This is a genomic window from Streptomyces sp. SAS_281 (assembly GCF_052542855.1).
This window is the reverse complement of the sequence record NZ_JBMNDO010000066.1, coordinates 14159-34091: the sequence shown is the minus strand read 5'-3', so window position 1 is coordinate 34091 and position 19933 is coordinate 14159. Positions and strand designations below refer to the sequence as shown.

General features: G+C 74.0%; 16 protein-coding genes and 1 pseudogene. 6 read left to right on the top strand and 11 right to left on the bottom strand.

Going from position 1 to position 19933, the window contains the following annotated elements; genetic code table 11:
* Nucleotides 1-2 precede the first annotated feature (2 nt).
* From ACN6LM_RS23595 to ACN6LM_RS23585, 3 genes are read right to left on the bottom strand one after another with little or no spacing between them, the layout of a single operon-like run.
* Nucleotides 3-1313: a hypothetical protein gene (locus ACN6LM_RS23595; protein WP_445067381.1), complete on the bottom strand. Its 1311-nt coding sequence runs from the start codon at nt 1311-1313 to the stop codon at nt 3-5.
* Complete coding sequence (locus tag ACN6LM_RS23590) at nt 1310-2119, bottom strand: hypothetical protein (RefSeq protein WP_445067380.1); 810 nt, start codon at nt 2117-2119, stop codon at nt 1310-1312. Before ACN6LM_RS23590 ends, ACN6LM_RS23595 begins: the two co-directional genes overlap by 4 nt.
* Entirely contained in the window at nt 2116-4257 is a 2142-nt protein-coding gene (locus ACN6LM_RS23585; protein ID WP_445067379.1) for a right-handed parallel beta-helix repeat-containing protein, read from the bottom strand. Before ACN6LM_RS23585 ends, ACN6LM_RS23590 begins: the two co-directional genes overlap by 4 nt.
* A 119-nt stretch (nt 4258-4376) precedes the next feature.
* Between ACN6LM_RS23585 and hmgA the strand changes: the two genes are divergently transcribed.
* Genes hmgA through ACN6LM_RS23570 form a run of 3 tightly spaced genes read left to right on the top strand, consistent with a single transcriptional unit; the run spans nt 4377 to nt 7859 of the window.
* Nucleotides 4377-5705, top strand: a complete 1329-nt coding sequence (gene hmgA / locus ACN6LM_RS23580) for a homogentisate 1,2-dioxygenase (RefSeq protein WP_445067378.1) — start codon at nt 4377-4379, stop codon at nt 5703-5705.
* A gap of 28 nt (nt 5706-5733) precedes the next feature.
* On the top strand, nt 5734-6534 hold the full coding sequence (locus tag ACN6LM_RS23575) for a GntR family transcriptional regulator (protein WP_445067377.1): 801 nt from the start codon (nt 5734-5736) through the stop codon (nt 6532-6534).
* A gap of 44 nt (nt 6535-6578) precedes the next feature.
* Nucleotides 6579-7859 (top strand): type ISP restriction/modification enzyme, encoded by a 1281-nt coding sequence (locus tag ACN6LM_RS23570; protein WP_445067376.1) that lies wholly within the window; start codon nt 6579-6581, stop codon nt 7857-7859.
* Nucleotides 7860-7874: 15 nt separating this feature from the next.
* On the opposite strand, the gene ACN6LM_RS23565 is transcribed toward ACN6LM_RS23570, so the two are convergent.
* The 4 genes from ACN6LM_RS23565 to ACN6LM_RS23550 all read right to left on the bottom strand — a co-directional run bounded on the left by ACN6LM_RS23565 (nt 7875) and on the right by ACN6LM_RS23550 (nt 10472).
* Nucleotides 7875-8483, bottom strand: a complete 609-nt coding sequence (locus tag ACN6LM_RS23565; RefSeq protein WP_445067375.1) for a TetR/AcrR family transcriptional regulator — start codon at nt 8481-8483, stop codon at nt 7875-7877.
* 166 nt (nt 8484-8649) lie between these two features.
* Entirely contained in the window at nt 8650-8913 is a 264-nt protein-coding gene (locus tag ACN6LM_RS23560) for a hypothetical protein (RefSeq protein ID WP_383296636.1), read from the bottom strand.
* 184 nt (nt 8914-9097) lie between these two features.
* Entirely contained in the window at nt 9098-9898 is an 801-nt protein-coding gene (locus ACN6LM_RS23555) for an SGNH/GDSL hydrolase family protein (RefSeq protein WP_445067374.1), read from the bottom strand.
* A gap of 199 nt (nt 9899-10097) precedes the next feature.
* Nucleotides 10098-10472: a GntR family transcriptional regulator gene (locus tag ACN6LM_RS23550; RefSeq protein WP_445067373.1), complete on the bottom strand. Its 375-nt coding sequence runs from the start codon at nt 10470-10472 to the stop codon at nt 10098-10100.
* Between the two features lie 69 nt (nt 10473-10541).
* On the opposite strand from ACN6LM_RS23550, the gene ACN6LM_RS23545 reads away from it, so the two are divergent.
* Together ACN6LM_RS23545 and ACN6LM_RS23540 are read left to right on the top strand one after the other, a co-directional pair.
* Complete coding sequence (locus ACN6LM_RS23545) at nt 10542-11462, top strand: GNAT family N-acetyltransferase (protein WP_445067372.1); 921 nt, start codon at nt 10542-10544, stop codon at nt 11460-11462.
* A complete protein-coding gene (locus tag ACN6LM_RS23540) occupies nt 11443-11940 on the top strand; it encodes a DUF402 domain-containing protein (RefSeq protein WP_445067371.1) in 498 nt (165 codons plus the stop codon). Before ACN6LM_RS23545 ends, ACN6LM_RS23540 begins: the two co-directional genes overlap by 20 nt.
* A gap of 15 nt (nt 11941-11955) precedes the next feature.
* Here the strand turns inward: ACN6LM_RS23540 and ACN6LM_RS23535 are convergent.
* The 4 genes and pseudogenes from ACN6LM_RS23535 to ACN6LM_RS23520 form a co-directional block, all read right to left on the bottom strand.
* Nucleotides 11956-13041, bottom strand: a pseudogene (locus ACN6LM_RS23535) (methyltransferase domain-containing protein); the annotation flags it as partial.
* Between the two features lie 75 nt (nt 13042-13116).
* On the bottom strand, nt 13117-14007 hold the full coding sequence (locus tag ACN6LM_RS23530) for an esterase/lipase family protein (protein ID WP_445067370.1): 891 nt from the start codon (nt 14005-14007) through the stop codon (nt 13117-13119).
* A gap of 195 nt (nt 14008-14202) precedes the next feature.
* Nucleotides 14203-15198: a DNA polymerase Y family protein gene (locus ACN6LM_RS23525; protein ID WP_445067369.1), complete on the bottom strand. Its 996-nt coding sequence runs from the start codon at nt 15196-15198 to the stop codon at nt 14203-14205.
* Nucleotides 15195-18656: a DNA polymerase III subunit alpha gene (locus ACN6LM_RS23520; protein ID WP_445067368.1), complete on the bottom strand. Its 3462-nt coding sequence runs from the start codon at nt 18654-18656 to the stop codon at nt 15195-15197. Before ACN6LM_RS23520 ends, ACN6LM_RS23525 begins: the two co-directional genes overlap by 4 nt.
* Before the next feature lie 184 nt (nt 18657-18840).
* Here ACN6LM_RS23520 and ACN6LM_RS23515 point away from each other — a divergent pair, with 184 nt between their 5' ends.
* On the top strand, nt 18841-19863 hold the full coding sequence (locus tag ACN6LM_RS23515; protein WP_445067367.1) for a DUF3533 domain-containing protein: 1023 nt from the start codon (nt 18841-18843) through the stop codon (nt 19861-19863).
* Nucleotides 19864-19933 lie beyond the last annotated feature (70 nt).

Genomic DNA, 19933 nt, shown 5'->3' with positions numbered 1-19933 from the left:
GCTCAGGCGATGAGCAGGGCGAGACCTCCCACGGTGTACGCGATCATCAGGACGAGCAGCGGGAGCTGGCCGATGACGGCGCGCCGGGGCGGCATGAGCCGTACGGACCTGTCGTGCGCGGCGATGACGCCCAGGACGTGCCCGGTGACGATCGCGACGACCTGGAGGGTGGCGACGCCGCCCGGCCCCAGGGGCGGTTCGGGCGGGGCGGGCCGGTCGGCGCCGAACGCCAGCGCGAGGGTGCGGGGGCCCTCGGTGGCGAAGAGCGTGAAGTAGTGGGCGACGAGGTAGCCGAGGGCGATCGGCACCAGGGAGTGGGCGAACGCGGTGAGCGGGCGGGGCGGCGTGCCGCACACGAGCCGGGTGGCGCCCGCGCAGAGCCCGTACAGGGTGGCGACCAGGACGACGGCGCCGAACAGCCCCAGGGTGGCGGTGGTGGTACGGCCCAGCTCCGAGGTCTGCACGGTGGTGATCCAGCGCGGCGCGTCGGAGAAGCCGTCGTACGCGGTGGAGCCGAACATCACGCAGACGGTGGCGACGAGTCCGGGGAGCCGGGGCGTGGCGTCGAGCCCGTTGAACGGGGACCGGACGACGAGGCGGCCGTCGGCGGGGCGGCGGCCGAGGAGGGAGAGCCGGCCGAGGAGGCCGGAGTACACCTCGAAGGCGTCGGCGTGGTCGAACCAGTGGGAGCCGTACACCGCCGCGCCCGCGAGGTGCACGGCCGCGTAACCGCCGAGGAACACCAGCAGGACGGTGGGCGAGGCGGGGTCGGGGGCGACGAGTTCCAGCCAGGTGAAGGCGAGCAGCCCGGCCGCGGCGGGCCACATCCCCAGGCGTACGGGGAGAGGGCGGCCGTTGTCCGGGTCGCGGTGGAGCGCCCGGCAGGCGAGGAGGTGCACGGTGCGCAGGGGGTTGAGCGGCCGCCACACGGGCCCCAGGAGCAGCGAGGCGGGGACGAGCCCGACCCACAGGAGGACGTACACCGCGCCGGGTGCCGGGTTGCGGTCCGGGTCGGCGGGCCCGAGGAGCAGCCACAGCACGACGGCGAGCGCGGCGGCCGGGCCGAGCGCGCGGGCGGTGAGCCGGGTGGCACGGGCGTCGGCCGCGCGCTGGACGGCGGCCGGGAGCGGGCGGCCCGCGCGCTCACCCGTGAACCGCGAGTCGGACCAGAGGAGCCCCAGCGCGAGGAAGGAGACGAAGAGCGCGGCGAAGGCCCCGGCGAACGCGTAGAAGGGCGAGAGGGGCAGGTCGTGCCGGGCCCCGATGCCGTGGGCGAGGACGCGCACGGCATCGGGGGCGGGGGTGCCCGTCACCGGACGACGAGCTGGGTCAGCAGAAGGTCCGACTCATGGGTCTCGACCTCGAAGAGCCCGGTGCGGTCGGCGGTGAACGCGACCGTGACGGTCCGTCCGGCGGGGAGCTCCGCCTCCTTGTCGTAGCCGTGGACGTGCAGGACGTCGTCGCGGTCGCTGCGGACCCGCAGGCGCACGGTGCGGCCCTTCTCGATCTCGGTGCGGCCGGGCGCGGGGCTCACCTTGCCGCCCTTGATCGCGATGTCGACGGTGGTGGTGTCGTCGGGGCTCGGGGAGGCGGGGCCCGCGGAGGCGTCGCCGAGCGTGGCGGCGGCCCGGACCGGGGCGGATCCGACGGCCCAGGCGGTGTGGTCGTCGGCGTACAGGCCCGCGGTGAGCCGGGTGCCGCCCCCGGCCGCGCGGAGCAGCGACGCGGGCAGGTGGAACCAGGCGCCGTAGACCCGGGCGAGTGGGTGGCCGTCCAGGAAGAGCCGGGCGTGACCGCGTCCGGCGAGCGCGCCGCCGCCCACGCTGTCCGGGGTGAAGCGGAAGTTGCGGACGGTGAGGTGGACGTTCCAGCCGTCCTCCGAGTCGGGCCGGACGGCGAGGTCCACCTCCGGGGCGCCGGCGGCGTCGACCTGGCGGAGCCGGTGGCCGTTGCCGTCGTCGGCCTTCAGGAGGCGGCCGTTGCTGCCGGTGTCCTCGGCGTGGCTGGTGCCGGGCTTGTGGTGGGTGGTCGCCCTGCCCCCGCAGGCGCCCGCGCCGAGGACGAGGACGGCCGCGGTGAGCAGGGCGAGGGCGGGGCGGACGGGGCGGACACGGCTCACGAGGGGTCGCCTCCCGGTTGCGGGGCGGGGGCGCCGTTGTGCGGGGCGGGGGCGCCGGTGTGCGGGGCGGGGGTCGCGGGCTCCGGTGCGCCGGCGCCCTCCGTACCGCCGTCCCCGTCCGGGCCTCCGGCGCCCTCCGCGCCCCGCTCCCCGTGCCGGGCGGCGGCCACGACGGCCCAGACGACCCAGACCAGGCCGAGCAGCCCCCGTATCCAGGCCGGGCTCAGCGGGATCCACGGGATCATGAACACGCCCTTGTCCAGCGCGTCGAGCAGCGTCAGCGCGCCCAGGACCACGGTCACCCAGCCGAACACGGGGCGCGCCGGGCGCAGTGCCAGGCCGATGCCGGTCCACCAGAGCCCGGTCAGCAGCAGCGCGACAGCCGGGACGTAGGTGGCGGCGAGGCTCATGGTCGAGCCGGCCACGTCGAGGCCGAGACCGATGACGCCGAGGACCGACGCGACCGCGGCGAGCCGGCTGGTCCGCAGCCGCCGCCACCAGAGGACCCCGCCGACGAGCACGAGGACCACGGCGATGCCCAGGGCGGCCTGGACCTCGATGCGTGCGATGCCGCGCGCCCCGTACCAGTCGCAGCCGGCCGGCAGCCGGCGGGCCCGTACGTCGTAGTCGGCGCAGACCAGCAGCTGGGCGAGCTTGACGGGTTCGCCGAAGAGCCGGTCGGTGGAGCCGGAGACGTCGCCCCGCTTCTCGCCGCAGCCGGGCAGGGAGCGCGGGGTGGAGGCGCCGGTGCCGGACTGCCAGCAGTTGCCGTCGCCCTGGCCGTCCCACCAGACGTCGGTGCCGTTGGGGCGGGACTTGCCGTTCCTGTCCTCGCCGAGGTGGTTGCCGGCGTACCGGTTGTGGTGCGAGGTGTCGGTCTGCTTGCCCAGGGCGTTCTCGCCGCGGATGAAGGCGGGGACGGCGCTCAGGAAGAAGGCGGCGCGGTCCTGCCCGTAGATCCAGTTGTCCTCGTAGCGGTTCCAGTTGCCGCCCGCGGTGATGATGCCGGTGCCGGGGGGCATGGAGATCTGCGGGCAGACGACGCCGTCCTCGTACCCCCGTTCGGCGGGCGGCTTCGCGCAGGTGCCGTCGGCGACGTAGCGGTAGTAGTCGGCGTTGTTGTCGTGGATCAGGTTGCGTTCGAAGCGGGCGTGGTTCTGCGGGAGTCCGGGGTGGCCGGGGAAGGCGCTGTCCATCGAGGCGCCGCCCATGTTGTGGTCGAACTCGTTGTCGTGGACGTAGACGGAGTCTCCGGCGGTGCCGGAGTAGCCGACCATGCTGTGGTGGCTGCGGCAGCCGGTGATCTCGATCGAGTAGCGCGGTACGTCGTAGCCGTAGCCGTCGTTGATGTCGGAGGCGCTGCCGGGGTAGATGCCGGAGTCGCCGTTGCCGTAGGACTCGCAGTTCTTGTACAGGCCGTGGTCGCTGGCGAAGGTCAGGAAGCCGTACTCGTCGTTCCAGCGGGTCAGCACGCCGTCGATGACGAAGCCGTCCTGGGCGAGGACGTAGAGCGAGTTGAAGGTGGTGCGCTGGGCGGTGAAGTTCCTGAAGTAGATCCCGTCGGACTTGTCCGAGCGGATCGCGTTGAGCTTGCGGTACTTGGCGTCGATGACGACGTCCGTGCGGGCGGCGCCCGTGCCCTCGATCTGGAGGTCCTTCTTGCCGAGGATCGCCACCAGGTTCTGGTTGTGCGGGCACCGGGCCTGCTGCTCGTAGCTGAGGATCTGGTAGCCCAGCTTGGAGTCGGGCGCCTTGAGGCGGGCGCACTCCCCCTTCGGCGCGGGCAGCGAGGGCTCCTCCTCATACAGGCCGGGCAGGATCGCGATGGTCTTCCCCGGCCCGTCGACGGCGTCGACCGCCTGCTGGAGGTGGCGGTAGCCGGAGGTGCGGCACCGCTCGAAGAGCGTGAGGTTGCGGGCCTTCAGCGCCTCGGGGAAGCCGGAGATCCGGCGCTCGAAGCCGGCCCGGTCGGTCTTGCAGACCAAGAGGTCGGGCTCGCCGGTGCGGTACACGGGGACGCTGCCGGTGCCGTCGGGCAGGGTGACCGGCCGTTCCTCGTGCGCCTGGGCGGCGGGGGCCGCGAGCAGTGCGGCGGCGAGCACCGCCAGAACCGCCAAAAGTCTTCGTGTCCACGACATGTGCGGGAGAGTAGAGCATTGTTCAGCTTTTTGAACCCCTTCTGCACACCGAATGCCGTTGACTCGCCGCGCTTCCATTCCTACGGTTGTGCATAGGATTCCTTCGGACGGGAGCGCACATGGGCGGCATCGAGCAGGCGAGGAAGACGGCGGAGGGGCTCGAGTACTCCACCGGCTTCGGGAACCAGCACAGCTCGGAGGCGGTGCCGGGAGCGCTCCCGCACGGGCGCAACTCGCCGCAGCGCGCCCCCCTGGGGCTGTACGCGGAGCAGCTGAGCGGGTCCGCGTTCACCGAGCCCCGCGCCCACAACCACCGCAGCTGGCTGTACCGCATCCGCCCCTCGGCGGCCCATCCCCCCTTCGTCCGCACGGACAACGGCGCGCTGCGCTCGGCCCCGTTCACCGAGACCGTGCCGGATCCGAACCGGCTGCGCTGGGACCCGCTCCCCGAGCCCGCGCCCGGCACGGACTTCGTGGCGGGCCTGTGGACCCTGGGCGGCAACGGCGACGCGGCGCAGCGCACCGGCATGGCCGTGCACCTCTACCACGCCAACGCGGCGATGACGGACCGGGTGTTCAGCGACAGTGACGGCGAGCTGCTGATCGTCCCCCAGCACGGCGGACTGCTCCTGCGCACCGAACTGGGCCTGCTGCGCGCCGAGCCCGGTCATGTCGCCCTGATCCCGCGCGGTGTCCGTTTCCGGGTCGAGCTGCTGGACGAGACCGCTCGCGGGTACGTCTGCGAGAACTACGGCCGCCCGTTCACGCTCCCCGACCTCGGCCCGATCGGCGCCAACGGTCTCGCCAACGCGCGGGACTTCCTCGCCCCGGTCGCCGCGTACGAGGACGTGGAGCGCCCGGTCGAGGTGATCAACAAGTACTGCGGCAACCTCTGGACGGCGACCTACGACCACTCCCCGCTCGACGTCGTCGCCTGGCACGGCAACCACACCCCGTACGTCTACGACCTGCACCGGTTCAACGTCATCGGCTCGATCAGCTACGACCACCCGGACCCGTCGATCTTCACGGTGCTGACCTCACCCTCGGACACGCCGGGCCTGGCCGGGGTCGACTTCGTGGTGTTCGCGCCGCGCTGGCTGGTCGGCGAGGACACCTTCCGACCGCCGTACTTCCACCGCAACGTGATGAGCGAGTACATGGGCCTGATCGAGGGCGCGTACGACGCGAAGACGGCCGGAAAGGGCGGTTTCGTGCCCGGCGGCGGCTCGCTGCACACCATGATGTCCGCGCACGGCCCGGACCGGGAGACCTTCGACAAGGCGAGCGCTGCGGAGCTGAAGCCGCAGAAGATCGATGACGGCCTCGCCTTCATGTTCGAGACCCGCTGGCCGGTCATCGCGACCGCGCAGGCCGCGGCGGCGGACCACCTGCAACAGGGCTACGACGACGTATGGCAGGGTCTGAGCCGCAACTTCAGGCCGTGACGGCCCCCGCCGGGGCCGGCGACGACGCATGCAGGAGGACCAGGTGCCGCAGCCCGCTGCGAACAGCCCCGCGCCCCGGGGCGCCGCCTTCGCGCCCGACTCGCTGGTCCTGAACCGCAAACTGCCGCTGTGGTACCAGGTCTCGCAGTCGCTGCGGGCGTCCATACTGGGCCGCGCCCCGGACGCCACGCTGCGGCTGCCCACCGAGGAGCAGCTCGCGGCGCACTACGGGGTCAGCGTGCTGACCATGCGCCAGGCGCTCAAGGAGCTGGAGACGGAGGGCCTGATCAGCCGGCACCGGCGGCGCGGCACGTTCATCGAGCCGCACGCCCGCCGGGGCTCGCCGGTCCGGCTGCTCGGCTCGATCGACGCGATCGTCGCCCAGCAGTCGGGCGAGCGCTCCACCCTGCTCGACCACGGCCCGGTCCCGGTCCCGGGCGAGGTGGCCGAGCACTTCCCGGGCTGCGCGGAGGTCGTCGGCTACCGCAGGCTGCGGTGCGAGGGCACGACCGGCGAGCCGACCAACTGGGCGCAGAACTGGGTGCACCCGGAGGTCGCGGCGGACCTGGACCCGGCGGACCTCGACCGGTGGCCGATGACCAAGGTGCTGCGCGACCGGGTCGGCGTCCCGATCTCCCGGATCACCGACACGGTCGAGGCCCGCCTCGCCGACCCGGCCACCGCCGAACTGCTGGGCGTCCCGCTGCTGAGCCCGATCCTGTACTACACGGGCATCACCTACGACGAGGGCGGCCGGGTGGTCGACGTGGCCCGGATCCACTACCGGGGCGACCGCTTCTCGTTCTCGGTGACGGTGGAAGCGCACTGACGTCTTCGAGGAGGGGTGCTCCTGACCGGCCCGCCCCCTCTACGATGCCGGGGAAGGCGGCAGGCGGGGAGGACGAAACGGTGGCAGCACCGGCAGCGGCCGGGTCCGGCGAGGGCCCGCGCGGCCCCCTCCTGGACGACCTCATGCCCTGGTCGGTCCGCCCGCTGCGCACCGGGCGCGCCTGGGTGACCGCCCCCGACGCGGCGTCCCTGCGGGCCCGCTGGGACCGCCTCGTGCGGGCGTCCGGCGAGGAGCGCGAGCGGCTGTTCGCCCCGACCCGCGCGCGTACGCAGCACACCGCCGTGACCGCCCTGCCCGGCCGGTCCGGCGCCACCGGCCGCTTCGCCCGCGAGACGGGCCCCTGCCCGGAGCCGGTACGGGTGCTGCACGGACCGTACGACGAGCAGTGGCTGATCCCCGACCACCGTCTCATCGACGTGGCCCGGCCCGAGCTGTGGCGGGTCGCCGACGACCACCAGCTCTTCCTGGTCGAGCACGGCCGGGTGCCGAACGATCCGGGCCCCGCCGTGTCGGTGACGACGCTGCTGCCCGACGGCCACTCCCCCGCCGGCCGCCCCGGCCGGGTCCGCCCGCTGTACCGCCGCCCCGGCGGCCTCGAACCCAACCTCGCCCCCGGCCTGCTCCCCGTCCTGCGGGCCCGGTACGGGGACGCGGTCACCGCCGAGTCGGTGCTCGCCTGGATCCTGGCTGCGGCCCGCCCCTCACCGGCCGGCTGCGTGGTCCCGCTCCCGCCGGACGCCGCGCGCTGGGCGGAGGGGGCCGAGCTGGGCCGTGAGCTGCTGCGGCTCCAGCTGCGCGGGGCGCGCGGGACGGAGCGCCCCCGGCTGCCGGGCGGGCAGCGCCCCTATGTGCGCGCGGCCGTCCCGCCGGTCCCGGTACCGCTGTCGTACGACGCCGAGGAGCGGGCGCTCTCCCTGGGCACCGGCCGCGTCTCGCCGGTGCCCGCCGCCGCGTGGGAGTTCCGGGTGAGCGGTGTGCGGACCCTGGAGCTGTGGTCCGAGCGCCGGGCGGCGGTGTGCGGGGCGCCGGGGGCGGACGCGACGGGGCTCGACACGGTCCGGCCGCGCGCTTGGCCGCAGGAGTGGACCTCGGAGCTGCTGGACCTGGTGACGCTCCTCGCCCTCCTGGCCGAGCTGCGGCCCCGCCAGGAGGAGCTGGCCGACGCGCTGGCCTCCGGGCCGCGGACCGGCGAGGACGAACTGCGGGCGGCGGGGGTGCTGCCGGTCGGGGAGGCGGCGCGGCGGCCCGCTTCGGTCCTGGATCATCAGGAGGAGGGGCCGGACGGGCAGTTCGCGCTGCTGTGAGCGGGGCCGGCGCGGCTACTCGGCCAGGGCGGCCGGCCGGTCCAGGTCGCCGAGGAGGCGGACGAAGCCCGTCTCCAGGAAGGCGCGGAGCTCGTCCAGGGCGTCCGGCTCGTCCAGCGGCCAGCTGGTGACCGCCTCCTCGGCGAAGGCGAGCCAGGCCCGGGTGGCCAGGGCCAGCCGGGGCGACGGTTCCATCCCGAGCCGGCGCTGCCCCTCCGCGACCCGCCGGGCGAGGGTGGCGCGGGTGGCCTCCACGATGTCGCCGGCGGCGGGGTGGTTGCCGGCGGCGCCCCGGACGAGGGCGCGGTAGACCTTGCGGCGCCCGGTCACGTACGCGACGAAACCGGCGATGAACGCGCGCATCCAGGCGACCGGGTCCAGCGCGGCGTCGGGTTCGGTGGCGGCGGCGAAGTCGTCGCACTCCTTGCGCACCACGCACCGGTAGAAGTCGCGTTTGGAGTCGAAGTAGTGGAAGAGCAGGCCGCGCGATATGCCGGCCCGCCGGGCCACGGCATCGGTGGAGAGCTCGTCCAGGGAACAATCGGCGAGCATGTCCACGCCAATCGCTACCAATTGCGCCCTTCGCTCGTCGGGGCGCAGACGCGCGGCACGCTTCTCGGGCATGGGCCCAGTGTAGAAGTAGTTCGGCACCGAATTACCTCGGCACCCATGCGGGCCTGCCGGACACAGTGCGTGACCGAGCGCGGACATGGCGACGCGCCACTGCCGGCTCCGGGGATGACGGAAGAGCGGGCAGCAGCGCGCTGCGGGAACCAGGACCGCGGTCGGATCAGTGGCGGCCGCCGAAGAGCGAGCGCCGCAGCCGGCGCAGGGGCGCGAAGAGCGACACCCGCGCGCTTCTGCTGCGCCGGGCGTGTCCGGCGTCCCGCGAGGTCAGCTCGCGCATCAGCAGCGTCGCTTCCGCCGCCTCGCGCTGCGGCACGACGGGGCCGCCCAGCACCGCGAGATGGCGGTCGAGGCGCGAACTCGTCGCGCTGCTCCCGCATGTAATGGCAGGCACGCGCGCCCTGCTGCGCACCGTTATCTGTTCCATGTCACTCCCCACCCGTACGAGGGCACTCGGCCCGGGCAGGTTAACCCTATCGCCTGCCACCGACCCCCGTGTATCCCGGGAGCGGGATTGCGCACACATATACGGGGGTTGACGAGGCGCCGGCGAATCCGCCCGGCTCCGGGGCGAGTTGACGGGCGCGCCCCTCCAGGGGCCCGCCACCGCTCTAGTCGAGCGCGTTCAGGACGGGCAGGTAGCCGCCCGACTGGCCGGCGGCGAAGGGGTGGTACGACTCGCCGATGTTCAGCCAGTTGAGGCTGTGCAGCCAGGCGCTTCCGGAGCAGATCTCGTGTCCGGTGAAGGCGCTCGTGACGTCGCCGAAGCTGAAGCCGTGGTCGGCGGCGCGCTTGGCGGTGGCCGCGTTGAGGTAGTCGGCGGCGCCGTTGATGGCGGTGCGCACCTTGTCGCTCAGGCCGACGACACAGCTGCCGCCGATCTTGTAGAAGCGCGGGTAGCCGAGGACGACGACATGGGCGGCGGGAGCCTTGGCCTCGATCGCGTCGTACACCGAGTTCAGCTTGGCGGGCAGCGTGGTGTCCACGTAGCTGCGGGCGGTGGCGATGCGGCTGAGGCAGGTGGCCTCCGACTGGAGGACACAGGTCGTCATGACGTCGGAGAAGCCCGCGTCGTTGCCGCCGATGGAGATCGAGACGAGGTCGGTCGAGGAGTTGAGCGGCCCGAGCTGATTGGCGATCACATCGCCCGTGCGCGCCCCGGAGCAGGCGGTGAAGGAGAAGGAGGCCGGCGAGTGGGCGGAGGCCCAGAGGGAGGGATAGGCGAGGGTACTGCGCTTGCAGTCGCCGCTGGAGCCGATGTAACTCCCGGAGCCGACGCCCGAGGAGTACGAGTCCCCGAGGGCGACGTAGTCGACGGACGCTGCGGCGTTCGCGGTGGCCGCCCCGGTCAGGGCGATGACGGCGCCGAGCAGGAGCGAGGACGAGAATGCCACGAGTCTGGACAGTTTCACGGAATCTCCCTTGAGCGACCGGCAGGATCTCTGCCTACTCAGTGGTAGCAGCGCGGACACCACTTCCGGAAGTGTTCATGCCAAGTCGAACCGATGAGCTTTCGCTTACGGCGCCGTGTCGGGCGCGTCGCCAACTCCGCATATCCTCAGCGGGGTTGCCGACACGACCCGACGAAACGGCCCAGAGAGGTGGGCGCTCTCAGCCGGCGTAGACGGCGCGCACCGCGTCCTCGGCGAGCTCCAGGGCGCGGGCGCGGGAGAGGCCCAGGCGGCGGGCCTGTTCGGCGTACACACGGGCCGCGGCGGCGGCGTTGCGCTCGGCGGTGTCACCGGCGGCGGCGACGAACGTGCCGTTGCGGCCGCGGGTCTCGATGACGCCGTCCGCCTCCAGCGCCCGGTACGCCTTGGCGACCGTATTGGCGGCGAGGCCCAGCTCCTCGGCGAGGCCGCGTACCGTCGGGAGCCGGTAGCCGACCGGCAGCACGCCGGAGCGGGCCTGTTCGGAGATCTGGGTACGCAGCTGCTCGTACGGGGCGGTGCCGGAGTCCGGGTCCACAGCGATCTTCAGGGTCACGGGCCGATTGTCCCCCACGGGCGGAAATGGGGAGGCGGCCGGGCCGGGGACACGGATAGCGTCCGGCGCATGACTGTCCTCGTACGTGACTTCCGGCCCGCCGACGCCGAGGGGTGGGTGCGGGTGCGGCGCGCCGCCCTGCCGTACATGATCACCACGCCGGAGCAGGCCGTGGCCGACCTCACCGGGGCACCGGCGGCGCGGCGGTACCGGATGCTGGTCGCCGAGGAGGACGGCGAGATCATCGGGACGGCGCAGGTGGGCCTGGCCCACGAGAGCCCGGAGCCGGGGCAGGCGTTCTGCAATCCGTACATCCATCCGGAGCGGACCGGCCGGGGCGCGGGCACACTGCTGCTGCGGACCGCCGAGGAGTATCTGGCCCTGGCCGGGGCGACCACGGTCTACACCTGGGTCCCGGACACGCCCGGCGACCGGGCGTTCGCCGCGAAGCACGGCTACACACCGAGCCGGCCGGCCCACTTCCTCCGTCTGGACCTGGCGAACGGCGCGCTGCCGCCCCGTCAGGAACTGCCGCCCGGTGTCGAGCTGCGGACGGGCGCCGACTTCGCCGACGATCCGCGCCCGCTCTTCGAGGCGGACGCCGAGGCCACCGCGGACGAGCCCAGCGACACGCCTGCCCGATTCGAGGCCTACGAGGAATGGCTCGCCGACACCTGGCGGGCGCCCGGTCTCGACCACCGCCTCACCTCGGTCGTGCTGGCCGACGGCGAGGTGGCGGCCTTCAGCGCCGCCCGGACCGACGGGGCGGGCCGCTACGCGTCAGCGATGACGGGCACCCGGCGGGCCCACCGGGGCCGCGGCCTCGCCAAGCTCGCGAAGAACGACTCACTGCACCGGGCGCGCGCGGCCGGGTGCACCGACGCCTACACCGGCAACGATGCCGGGAACGGGCCGATGCTGGCCATCAACCGGTGGTTCGGCTACGAAATCTGCGCCACGGAGGTACGCCATGCCCGCAGGCTCGGCTGACGCCGGTCTCACCGTCGTCCTGGTCAAGGCCGGGAAGACCAAGATCAGGTATCCGGCGGCCCCGGTCGCCGACGACGGCACCCGGATCACCGTCCGGGCCCCCTGGGCCGCCCCGGGCGTCCGGGACTTCGGCTTCGTCCGCTTCGAGCCGGGCGACGTCTTCACCGAGCACTACTGGCGGGACGCCTGGTTCGCGGTGAAGGAGGTCCGCACCGGCGCGGGCGAACTCAAGGGCTGGTACTGCGACGTGACCCGCCCGGCGGTGCTCCGGAACGGCGAACTGGTCGTGGAGGACCTGGACCTCGACCTGTGGGTGTCGGCCGACCGCACGGAGATCCTGCGGCTGGACGAGGACGAGTTCGCCGCGAGCGGCCTGGCCGGGCGGGACCCGGCGGCGGCGGAGGCCGCGGCGGCGGCTCTGGACGAACTGGAACGGCTGGCCCGCTCGCCGGAGGGCCTGTCCCCACTGCTGGCCTGAGGCCCGGCCTCACCCCCCGCTCACCGGCAGCACCACCGCCCGCCGCTCGCCCTCCGGTTCGTACGCGATCGGGTCGCCGTCCTCGTGCCAGTGGATCAGGAAGCGCTCCCCCGCCCGGTAGCCGTCGAGTCCCGCGCGGCAGTACGCGACCATGTCGTCGGGGAGGGCGTCCAGCGGATACCAGGCCAGCTCGGAGCACTTGTCCGGTTCGCGGTTGTACGGGGGCCGCGCGGGGTCGTACGCCGCCTCGAAGAACCAGCCCGTGCGCGGAACGCCGCCCGGGCCGCGGTGCTGCATGACCAGCGCGACGCTCAGCTCCGCCGGGTCCAGGACGAGGCCGGTCTCCTCGGCCGCCTCCCGGATCACCGCGGCGCGCACGTCCTCGCCGTCCTCCACATGGCCGGACGGGGCGTGCAGCAGGCCGTCCGCGTATCCCGTGCCGGCCCTCCGGGCGAGCAGGACCTCGGGGCCCCGGCGGAGGATCAGGTGCACGTCGACCACCTCGGTGTGGCGGCGCGTCCCGCGCACCCGGGCCACCAGCGCGTACCGCTCGTCGTCGACGTCCTTGCCCCACAGGTCGCGGTCGCCGGAGAGCCCTTCGTGGTGGACGCGCTCGGCGAGCGGGGCGAGCAGCGCGGTGAGGCGTCCGGCGGGAAGACCGGTCCCGTTCCACACGCCCTCCACCAGGACCAGCCTGCCGCCGGGGCGCAGGAGCCCGGCCCAGTGGCGCAGGACGGCCGCCGGGTCGGGCAGCGTCCACACCACGTGCCGGGCGAGGACCACGTCGAACCTCCGGTCGCCGACGGGCGGCCGGACCGCGTCCCCCACCAGCACATCGGCGTCCGTGCCGGCCAGCTTGGCGCGGGCCCGCTCCACCATGCGCGGCGCGCTGTCCACGGCGGTGAGCCGATGCCCCTGCCCGGCCGCGAGCAGCGCCAGGCTCCCCGTACCGCAGCCGAGGTCGAGCACATCGGACGGTCCGGCGGGCAGCCAGTTCTCCAGCCGCCGCGCCCAGGCGGCGCGGACCACCGGGTCGAGCAGCCCGTGGTCGGCCTCGTGGTCGAAGGTGTCGGCGAGGGAGTCCCAGTCGGTCGTCGTCATGATCCGATCGTGCCAGCCGGCACTGACAACGCCCCGTCCCGGCGAGGAGGAACCCCCACCGGGACGGGGGACGCCCTAGCCGATGACCGAGGCGCAGTTGGTCGGAGTGGCGTGCGGCGGGTCCAGGGCGTTCGCCACCTCGTGGTACGCGACCCGGTCGATGGTCCCGATGGCCACGTGCTCGGAGAGGTCGACCGGGCACAGGTCCTGGAGCAGGACGTTGCGCACGTCCGGGCCGTCCAGGAACTGGGTCCGGTACGGGGTCACGACCTCGTCGTAGCGGGTCGCGATGACGGTGTAGTGGACCCCGGGCACGGTGTCCGGCAGGGAGTTGAGCTTGGTGACGAAGGGCGATCCGGCCACCTGGTCGGCGAGTCCGGGCGTACCGGCGTTGAGCAGGTACTCGGCACCGGGGAAGTACGGCAGGAGCTTGGTCAGACCGAGCAGCGTGGTGCCGTGGTTGTCGGGCGCGAGCCCGATCATGGCGTTCACCTTGGCCGCCCCGCCCAGGAACTTCAGGTAGTAGTTCGGCATCATGCCGCCCTGCGAGTGGCCGACGATGTCCGCCTTGGCCGCGCCGGTGGAGGCGAGCACCTTGTCGACGAAGGTGGCGAGCTGGCCTGCCGACCTGTCGATCGGGCCGAGGCCGTTGAAGACCGGCACGCCGGGCAGTTGACCGTAGTCGAGCGAGTAGACGCAGTAGCCCCGGTTCACCAGGTAGGGGGCGAGGACGAGCCAGTTGTCGACGGAGTTCCCGAAGGTCCCGTGGACCAGGACGACGGGGCGGGGGTGGGCGGCGGAGGGCTTGCAGGAGTAGTCGTTCCAGCCGCGCGAGGTGGCGGCCGTCGCGGCGGGGGCGGCCGCCGCGGTCGCCGTGGGGGTGGCGACCGCGGCGACGGCGAGAAGCAGGGCGGCGAGTGTCCGGCGGGCGCGTGGGGGACGCGGCGCACGGATCCAGGGCAGCATCGTGGGGTCTCCTTGCGGCTCAAGGGAGTTGCGATGTCTGTGCACCCTGCGGCCCGGACCACAAGTTCTGCTGACTTTCTGCGTGCTCATGCCAAATTACGCACGAGTAGGGTTCGCTGGGAAGTTACGCGTCGGTAAAAAGTCCGCGGGCCGGCCAGGCGTTACGCGACCGGCGGGCGGCCCCGCGCGCACCGCTCAGGCCGCCAGCCGCCCCGGCATCACGGCCCGGGGGCCGAACCGCTCGCGCAGCCGGTCCGCGACCTCCTCGATCCGCCGCGCCCGCTCGTCCACCGGGTCGAAGCTCAGCTGCCGGGCCGCCCGTTCGGCCTCGCCCAGCCCCTCCGCGCGCAGACCGATCCCCCGCACCCGGGCCCGTTGCAGGCCGAACGAGTCGTGGATGCGGTACGCGAGCGCGGTGAGCTCCGCGGAGTGCGCGGTGGGTTCGCGGAGGGTACGGCTCCGGGTCAGCGTCGAGTAGCCGGTGCGGTCGGCGTACCGCACGGAGACCGCGAGCGCGCGGCACACCTGCCCCTCGCCGCGCATCCGCGCCCCCAGCTCCTCGGTGAGCGACATGAGCGCGCGGCGCTGCCGCTCCGGGTCCAGCTCGTCGCGCGGGAAGGTGCGCTCGGCGGCGACCGAGCGGGCGGCGGCGTTCGGCCGGACGGCGGTGCGGTCGATGCCGTGCGCCCGCTCCCACAGGTCGCGCCCGGTCCGCGTCCCGGTGATCCGTTGCAGGGTGCCGAGCGGGGCGGCCGCGATCCGGCCGACAGAGTCGAGCCCGTAGCCGCACAGCGTCCGGGCCGTCGCCGCCCCGACGCCGTCCAGCGCGGCGGCCGGCCGGTCCGCGAGGAAGGCGGTCACCCCGTCGGCGGGCACCACGAAGGTCGCCCCGGGCGGGGCCTGCCGCAGCGCCATCCGGGCCAGCATCGGGTTCGGGGCGGCCCCGATCGCGCAGTCCACCCCGTGCAGGGCCAGCGCGCGGACCCGGATCACCGAGGCCAGCCCCCGTACGTCCCGCCCGAAGTAGCGGAGCGCGCCGCGTACATCGGCGAGCGCCCCGTCGGGCGGGGCCGCCTCCACGACCGGGGTGAACGAACCGAGCAGGGCGAGCAGTCCCGCGTACCCGGCGGCGTCCGGGGGCCCACCGCCGACCCGCCGGAACCGCAGGCAGAGGACATCGGCCCCGGTCATCCCGCGCTCCCCGGGCTCTGGTGCCACAGCTTCCTTCCGGTGGGCAGCCCCTCACCGGCCGGCTTGAGGTCCGCCCAGGGGTTCATCTCGTAACCGGTGGGCATCCGGATGCGCCGCCCGTCGTCACCGGCCGGCTCCGGCCCTTCCTCGTCCCCGCCCTCCGGCTCCGGCACCCGCGCCAGCCGCTCCGCGACCGCGTCGAGTCCGCCGGTGCGCCGCAGCTCGGCCAGCTCCGCCAGGTTCCAGGCCGCCGCGCCGACCACGCTCAGGCTGCGCGCCCCGCGCCGCTGCACCACTCCGCGCACCAGCAGCAGCCAGGAGTGGAAGACGGTGTGCGCGCAGGCGGCGTGGCTGTCGTCGAAGAAGGCCAGGTCGACCAGGCCCGTACCGTCGTCCAGGGTGGTGAAGACGACCCGGCGGCCGGAGCGGATGGGCGGGGTCTGGGTCGCCGCCTTGGCGCCCGCGACCAGCACGGTCTCCCCGTGCCGCGCCTCGCGCAGCCGCTTGGCCGAGACCGCGCCGAGCTCCTTGAGGAAGGCGTGGTGATCGCTCATCAGATGGCGCGAGACGTCCATGCTCAGCACACCCAGCTCGGCGCTGAGCCGTTCCGCCTCGTTGAGGTCGGGCAGGCCGACGGACGCGGTGCGGTGCCCGCCGCCGAGCGGGAGCTGAGCGCCGGAACCCGCGCCGCGCTGGGCGCGGTGCAGTTCGGACAGGTGCAGCAGCAGGTCGCGGCGGTTGGCCCCGAACGCGTCGAGCGCGCCGACCTGGGCCAGCCGTTCGGCGGCCGGCCTTCCCGGGCGGGCCCGCTGCCAGAAGTCGAGCAGCGAGCTGTAGGGCTGACCGGCCTCGATCCTGGCCACCTCGGCCTCGCTGATCCCGTGGACGTCCGAGAGCGCGAGCCGGAGTCCCCAGCGCTCCCCCTTCCCCCCTTCATCAGACACCAGTTCGATTCTGTGAGCGGCCGCCGACCGGTTCACGTCCAACGGCAGCACGGGCACCCCGCGCCTCCGGGCGTCGGCGAGCAGCAGCCGCTTCGGGTACATCCCGGGGTCGTGGGTGAGCAGCCCGGCGTAGAAGGCCGCCGGGTGGTGCGCCTTCAGCCAGGCGGACTGGTACGTGGGCACGGCGAAGGCCACCGCGTGCGCCTTGCAGAAGCCGTAGCTGCCGAACGCCTCGATGATCTCCCAGGCGCGGGCGATCACCTCCGCGTCGTATTTCCGCGCCGCCGCGTGCTGGGCGAACCAGACCCTGATCAGGGACTGGGACTCGGGGTGGGAGAGCCCGCGCCTGACCCGGTCGGCCTCGTCGCGGCCGCAGCCGGTCATGATGTCGACGATCTGGATGATCTGCTCGTGGAAGACCACCACGCCGTACGTCTCGCGCAGCGGCCCCTCCAGGTCGGGGTGCGGATAGCGGACCGGCGCCCGGCCGTGCCGGGCCTCGATGAACGGGCGGACCATGTCGGCGGAGACCGGGCCCGGCCGGAACAGCGAGATGTCGACCACCAGGTCGTGGAAGTTCTCCGGCTGGAGCCTGCCGACCAGGTCCCGCTGGCCCGGGGACTCGATCTGGAAGCAGCCCAGCGTCTCGGCCGTCCTGATCAGCTGGTACGTACGCGGGTCGCCCGGCTCCACGGCGTCCAGGTCCACCTCGCGCCCCGAGGCCCGCTTCACCTCGGCCACCGCGTGCGCCATCGCCGACTGCATCCGCACGCCCAGCACGTCCAGCTTGAGCAGCCCCAGGTGCTCCACGTCCTCCTTGTCGAACTGGGACATCGGGAAGCCTTCGCCGCTGGTGGGCATGACGGGGGTACGGCGCAGCAGCGAGGCGTCCGAGAGGAGGACCCCGCACGGGTGCATGGCGACGCCGCGCGGCAGCGCGTCCAGCGCCTCCACCAGCTCCCACAGCCTCCCGTACGTCTCCTTGGTCCTCGCGACCTCGCGCAGTTCGGGCAGTTCCTCCATGGCCGTGCGGGCGTCGCGGGCCCGGATGTGCGGGAACGCCTTGGCGAGCCGGTCGGTCTCGGCCGGGTTCATGGAGAGCGCGGCGCCGACGTCGCGGATGGCGTGGCGCACCCGGTAGGTCTCGGGCATGGCGACGGTGGCGACCCGCTCGGCGCCGAAGCGGCCGATGATCGCGCGGTAGACGTCGAGGCGGCGGGCCGACTCGACGTCGATGTCGATGTCGGGCAGCACGAAGCGGCGCTTGGACAGGAAGCGCTCCATCAGCAGCCCGTGCTCGACCGGGTCGGCGTGCGCGATGCCCAGCAGGTGGTTGACCAGCGAACCGGCCCCGGAGCCCCGGGCGGCCACCCGCACCTTCATCGCGCGTACGTCCTCCACCACCTGGGCGACCGTCAGGAAGTACGAGGCGAAGCCGTGGTGGGCGATGATGTCCAGCTCGTGGTGCATCCGGTCCCAGTACTCGGGCCTGCGGTCGTAGCCGTGCAGCACCATGCCTGCGGCGGCGCGGGAGGCCAGCACCCGCTGGGCGGTGCGCCGGCCCGCGCCGACGAGGCCGGGTTCGGGGAAGTGGACGGAGCCGAGGCCGATGTCGCCCCCGGGGTCCACCACGCACGCCTCGGCGGTGTGCCGGGTCTCCGCGAGGAGCCGCGCCCCGGCACCGGAGCCGAGCCCGGCGGCGGCGGTGATCCGTTCGGCGGTCTCCGCCATCGCGGAGGCGTCCTTGAGCCAGCGCTCACCGCTGTCGAGCGGGGCGCGGCGCGGGTCGACGGGGACGAGCCGGCGAGCGGCGTCGAGCACGTCGGCGACCGGGCCCTGCCCCGGGTCGGCGTACCGGACGGCGTTGGTCAGCACGGCCCGTACGCCCTGCTCGGCGGCGAGGCCGACGGTCCGGGCGGCGAGCCGCAGCGAACCGGGCCCGGTGCCGGTCCGCCCGTGGTGGACGGCTTCGAGGCGCAGGCCGTCGCCGTACAGCTCGCGCCAGGGGCCGAGGAGGGCGGCGGCCAGGTCGGGGCGGCCCGCCGAGAGCGCCCGGCCCACGTCGGAGGCGGGGCCGAGCAGGACGGTGAGCCCTTCGGCGGGCAGGGCGGGCCGGCCGACCAGGGGGCGGCCGCCCTCGGGGACGGCGGCGTGGGCGGCGGTGACCAGACGGCACAGCTCGGCCCAGCCCTGGGCGCCGTCGCGGGCGAGAAAGGTGACCCGGGGTGCGGATTCATCGACAAAGACACCTCCGCGGGCGGGGGTGCGGGGGCGCCGGGCGGGCCCGTCCCCCGGCCCCGGTCCCACCGCGAGGTCCGCCCCGAGCAGCGGGCGCACCCCTGCCCGCTCGCAGGCCCGGGCGAACCGGACCGCGCCGGCCAGGGTGTCGCGGTCGGTCAGCGCGAGGGCGTCCAGGCCGCGCTCGGCGGCGCGCTCCGCCAGCCGCTCCGGGTGCGAGGCCCCGTACCGCAGGGAGAACCCGGAGGCGGTATGCAGATGCGTGAACCCTGGCACCTGCACCTCCTGAACCGATTCGTACGCGCTGACCCACCCCCTCGCTCTCCACCATAAACCAAGTTTCGAACACTCGTACGATACTCGCTGCCCGCCCCATCTCCCCCGGTCACGCACCCCTCGCCTTCCGCCGTTCGGCCGCGCCCCGACTGCGCGCGCGAGGGACAGCCCGGAGCGTGGGGGCATGACTTTCGCCGACGAGGTGCGGAACGCCGTCACCCCCCGAGCCGCCCTGCTCGTCATCGGGGTGCTGGCGCTCCAGCTGCTGTTCATCGCGTCCTACATCGGGGCGCTGCACCACCCGAAGCCGACGGACGTCCCCTTCGGTGTGGTCGCGCCCCAGCAGGCGTCCGCCCGGCTCGTCGACCGGCTGGACGGCCTCCCCGGCGGCCCGCTCGACCCGCGTACGGTCTCCGACGAGGCCACCGCCCGCCGGCAGATCCTCGACCGCGAGATCGACGGCGCCCTGATCGTGGACCCCCGGGGCACGAGGGACACCGTGCTGGTCGCCTCCGGCGGGGGCACCGTCCTGGCCACCTCCCTCACGAAGATCGTCAAGGAGGCGGAGGCGGCCCAGCGGCGCACCGTGCGCGCCGTCGACGTGGCCCCGGCCTCCCGCCAGGACTTCGACGGGCTGTCCGCGTTCTACCTGGCGGTGGGCTGGTGCGTCGGCGGCTACCTGTGCGCCTCGATCCTGGCGATCAGCGCGGGCACCCGCCCCGCCAACCGGCAGCGCGCGCTGATCCGCACGGGGGTGATGGCGCTGTACTCGATCGCGGGCGGCATCGGCGGCGCGCTCATCATCGGCCCGGTCCTCGGCGCCCTGCCCGGCAGCCTCTGGGGGCTGTCGGGCCTGGGCGCGCTGACCGTCTTCGCGGTCGGCATGATCACCCTCGCCCTGGAGGGGCTCACCGGCATCGTCGGCATCGGCCTGGCCGTCCTGATCGTGGTCATCGCGGGCAACCCGAGCGCGGGCGGCGCCTTCCCGCTCCCGATGCTCCCGGACTTCTGGCGCGCGATCGGCCCCGCCCTGCCCCCGGGCGCCTCGACCTGGACGGCCCGCTCGATCGCGTACTTCCACGGCAACGCCGTGACCGGCCCCCTGCTGGTGCTGTCCGCGTGGGCGGTGGCGGGCACGGCGGGGACCCTGCTGACGGCGATGCGCGGACCCCAGGACCGGCCGACGGTGGAGGCGTCCCACCACTAGGGCGTGTTTCGAAAGTCCCGCCTGTCCGGCCGGGCGGACGGCGCTACTTTCGGAACACGCCCTAGCATCG